Source organism: Amycolatopsis kentuckyensis (assembly GCF_002155975.1).
GTDB classification, from domain to species: domain Bacteria; phylum Actinomycetota; class Actinomycetes; order Mycobacteriales; family Pseudonocardiaceae; genus Amycolatopsis; species Amycolatopsis kentuckyensis.
In genome coordinates, this window is the sequence record NZ_MUMI01000482.1 from 1 (window position 1) to 2,589 (window position 2,589).

Below are 2,589 nucleotides of genomic sequence, written 5' to 3' on the forward strand. Positions count from 1 at the left end.
CTCCAGCCGGACCGGCGAGCCCAGCTTCTCCGCCAGGTCCGCGGCCAGCAGGACGCCGACGTCCTCGGTCACCACGAGCGCCGCGTCCAGGTCGGGCCCCGCCGGGCGCTCGCGGACCAGCCCGACGTCCAGCTCGCCGGCCCGCAGCGCGGCCACCTGGGCCACCGACGACAGGTGCCGCGCCTGCACCCGCGTGTCCGGCAGCCGCGCGAGCGCCGACGGCAGCAGGTCCGGCGGCAGTTCCAGGGGAACGCCGACCCGCAGCACGCCGCCGCCGGCCGCGGTGTGCCGGGCCATCGCGGCGAGTGCCTGGTCGTGCCGCGCCAGCACGGCGCGGGCCTCGCCGAGCAGCGTCGTCCCGGCGTCGGTGACCTGGACGCCGGTGCTGGTGCGCACCAGCAGCCGGACGCCGAGCCGCCGTTCGAGGGCCGTGATCGTCTGGGACAGCGCGGGCTGGCTCACGTGCAGCTGCCGGGCCGCCTTCGACATCGCGCCCGCCTCGACGACCGCGACGAACGCCCGCAGCTCCCGGATCTCCATCAGGCGGCCCACCGGATCGGCAGCGACTTGAGGCCGTTCTGGAAGTTCGACCGCAGCCGCACCGGCTCGCCGGCGAGCTCCACGAAGCCGAGCCGGTCGAGCACCGCGTCGAACATGGCCCGCATCTGCACGCGGGCGAGGTGCGCGCCGAGGCAGAAGTGCGGCCCGTGGCCGAAGGTCAGGTGGTCGTTCGGGGTGCGGCCGATGTCGAAGGTGTCCGGATCCGGGAACACCGAAGGATCCCGGTTGGCCGACGAGAACCAGACCACCACCTTGTCCCCGGCGGCGATGTCCACATCGGACAATCGGACGTCGGAGACGGCCGTGCGCCGGAAGTGCATGACCGGCGTCCACCACCGCAGCATCTCCTCGACCGCCGAGGGCAGCAGCGATCGGTCGGCCAGCAGCCTGCGGTACTCCGCTGGGTGCGAGAGCAGCGTGAGCAGCCCGCCCGGCAGGCCGTTGCGCAGGGTTTCGTTGCCTGCCACGGAAAACAGCCAGAACAGGTTCTCGAACTCGGCGAGCGAGACGCGGCCGCCGTCGGCACCGACGTGCCGCATCAGGTTGCTCATGACGTCGTCGCCCGGATGCGACCGCTTGTACTCGCCGAGGGAGTTCGCGTACGCGTAGAGATCCGGCATGCCCGCACGCGTCCGCGGGTCCGGCATCGCCCCGTCCGGCCCCGGCGACGGGCGGACGGCGAGCGCGGCCCGGGCGAGCTCGCTCACCTCGGAAACGGAAACCGTCGAGCTCACCGCGTACTCGGCGTCCTGGTAGCCGATCACCCGGTTGCTCCAGTCGTACATCAGCCGCCGATCCCGCTCCGGCACGCCGAACACCCCGGCCAGGGTGCGCAGCGGCAGGTCGGCGGCCACCTGCGCGAAGTCGCACTCCCCGCGCTCGGCGACCGCGCCGACGAGCTCCCGCGCCCAGCCCTCGATCTGCGACGTCAGCTTCGCGACCGCCCGCGGGGTGAACGCTTTCGTGAGCAGCCCGCGCAGCCGGCCGTGCTCCGGCGGGTCCATGTTCAGCATCATCCGGCGCACGTAGGCGAGGTCGGCCGCGTCGCGGATCTGCGTGCCGCCGAGCTGCGAGGAGAACACTCCCGGTTCGCGCAGCACCCGCCGGACCTCGGCGTGGCCGAGCACGGCCCAGAAGTCGTCGACGCGCACCACCGGGCCGGCGCGCCGCAGCCGCGCCAGCTCGTCGTACGGGACCCCTCGCACGTAGGTGTCCGGATCGGTGATCGTCACGCGGCCGACCCTAGCCGCGCCCACCGACAATTTGGGAGGCTGCGCGGATGGACACGCTCAACATGCGCACCGGCGGCAAGGGCGAACCGGCCGTCCTCCTGCTGCACGGCCTCGGCGCGACCGGTGCCGTCTGGGACCACCTCGCCGTCCAGCTCGACCGCCGCGTCCTGGTGCCCGACCTGCCCGGCCACGGCCCGTCGGCCCCGCTGCCGCACTACAGCTTCGCCACGCTCGCCGGGGCGGTCGCGCGGGCGCTGCCGGACGGCGGGCCGCTGATCGTCGCCGGGCATTCGCTCGGCGGGGTGCTCGCGCTGGAACTGGCGTCCGGCCGCTACGACGTCGAAGTCGACGGCGTGCTGGCGCTGGGGGTCAAGGTCGAGTGGAGCCAGGACGACCTGAACCGCGCGGCCTCGTTCGCGGCCAAGCCGCCCCGGGTGTTCGCGACGCGGGAGGACGCCGATCAGGCCTACCTTAAGGTGTCCGGGCTGCTCGGGATCGCGCCCACCGACCCGGCCGGGCTTCGCGAGACCGAGGGAGGTTGGCGCCTCGCGATGGACCCGGCCGCGTTCGGCCTCGGCGCACCGGACATGCCGGCCCTGCTGGCCGGGGCGCGCTGCCCGGTCGTGCTCGCCGCCGGTGAGAACGACCCGATGAGCCGTCCGGAGCAGCTGAGGGCGCTCGATCCCGACGCCGTCACGCTCGCCGGTCTCGGGCACAACGCCCACGTCGAGGACCCGGCCGCGGTGCGGGCCTTGCTCGAGCGCTTCGGCGTGTGAAGGAGCGGGTGCAGCCGTCG

3 protein-coding genes are annotated in these 2,589 nt (G+C 74.0%); 1 reads left to right on the forward strand and 2 read right to left on the reverse strand.

Annotation, left to right across the window (positions count from 1 at the left end; all coding sequences use genetic code 11):
• On the reverse strand, nt 1-540 hold a 540-nt coding region (locus CCN39_RS37670; protein WP_244211178.1), incomplete at its 3' end, for a LysR family transcriptional regulator.
• Nucleotides 540-1,793, reverse strand: a complete 1,254-nt coding sequence (locus CCN39_RS37675) for a cytochrome P450 (protein ID WP_086850499.1) — start codon at nt 1,791-1,793, stop codon at nt 540-542. The genes CCN39_RS37675 and CCN39_RS37670, both read right to left, overlap by 1 nt.
• Nucleotides 1,794-1,840: 47 nt before the next feature.
• Between CCN39_RS37675 and CCN39_RS37680 the strand changes: the two genes are divergently transcribed.
• Nucleotides 1,841-2,569, forward strand: a complete 729-nt coding sequence (locus tag CCN39_RS37680; protein ID WP_086850501.1) for an alpha/beta fold hydrolase — start codon at nt 1,841-1,843, stop codon at nt 2,567-2,569.
• Nucleotides 2,570-2,589: the final 20 nt, after the last annotated feature.

Excerpts from the sequence above, each read along its gene's own strand:
- CCN39_RS37680 (WP_086850501.1), top strand. The coding sequence starts at position 1,841 with ATGGACACGCTCAACATGCGCACCGGCGGCAAGGGCGAACCGGCCGTC.